Consider the following 1,283-nt stretch of genomic DNA (forward strand, 5'->3'; position numbering starts at 1 on the left):
TACACACTTCGTATGCTGTGGAAGAATTCGTCGACGCGGTTTTTGAGCATTTCGGATTGTCTTGAGAGTTCACCGGCGGCGGCGAGGACCTGGCTGGCGTTGTCTCCGGTTTCGCGGGCGCCGTTTGTGACGTTGATGACGCTTTGGGAGACTTCGTTGGTGCCGGCAGCGGCTTCGGCGACGTTACGGGCGATTTCGCGGGTTGCGGCGCCTTGCTGGTCGATGGCGGTGGAAATATCGCCGGTGATGTTGTTGATTTCCTCGATCACCTTGGCGATATCGGCGATGGCGGTGGCCACATGATCGGAGACGGTCTGGATGGCCTGGATCTGGGAGCCGATTTCGTCGGTGGCACGACTGGTTTGTCCGGCCAGACTTTTCACTTCGTTGGCGACCACGGCAAAGCCCTTGCCGGCTTCCCCGGCGCGTGCGGCTTCGATGGTGGCGTTCAGGGCCAGCAGGTTGGTCTGGCTGGCGATGTCGTTGATCAGGTTCACAATCTGGCTGATTTTCTGGGTGGCCTCGACCAGGGACTGCACGGTCTGGTTGGTCCGGTGGGCGGAATCCGAGGCCCGTTCGGCGATCAGGCGTGAATTTTCAACCCGTGTCGCGATTTCGTTGATGGAAGCCGCCAGTTCCTCGGTGGCATGGGCCACCCCCTGGACGTTGACAGAGGCTTCTTCGGTCGCGGCCGCAGCGGTGGTGGCATCGCGGGCGGAACGGTCGGCGGTTCCCGACAGGGCACCAGCGGTGGCTTCCAGTTCTGTGGCGGCGGATGTGACCGTGCCCAGCACGGTGTTCATGTCGCCGCTGAAGGCCGAGATCAGCTTGTCGACCTTGATGGTACGGGCTTCGGCCGCGCGGCGGGCCTCGGCCTGCTCGGCCTCCAGACGGCGGCGTTCCAGCGCGTTGTCGCGGAACACGGCCACCGCATGGGCCATGGCGCCGATTTCGTCGTCACGCCCGTCGCCGGGGATTTGCACCTCCAGGTTTCCGGACGCCAGATCCTTCATGGCGCCGGTCATTTCAAGGACCGGGCGGGCCACCAGCACGTTCAACGTCTGGCGCAGGATCACGATCATCAGAAGGGCGCCGAGAAGCGCCGCAACAAGGGCCGAAATCCGGAAATCCGCCAGCTGGGCAAAAGCCTTGTCCTCGTCCACGCTGACCACCAGGAACCATTCCACCCCGGGGAGGTCACTGACCGGAACAAACGTCATCAGCTCCGTGTGGCCACCATCGGAAGCCGTCACCACCTCCCGCGTGATGGTGGGCGTCTGGGC

1 protein-coding gene is annotated in these 1,283 nt (G+C 63.5%); it reads right to left on the reverse strand.

Translation table 11 applies throughout. From position 1 onward, the window contains the following. Positions 1-1,283, reverse strand: a 1,283-nt coding sequence (locus tag HEQ60_RS10430) for a HAMP domain-containing methyl-accepting chemotaxis protein (RefSeq protein ID WP_168071617.1), incomplete at both ends; no start/stop codon positions are given.

Source organism: Haematospirillum sp. H1815, assembly GCF_012102705.1.
Classification (GTDB): Bacteria; Pseudomonadota; Alphaproteobacteria; order Rhodospirillales; family Rhodospirillaceae; genus Haematospirillum.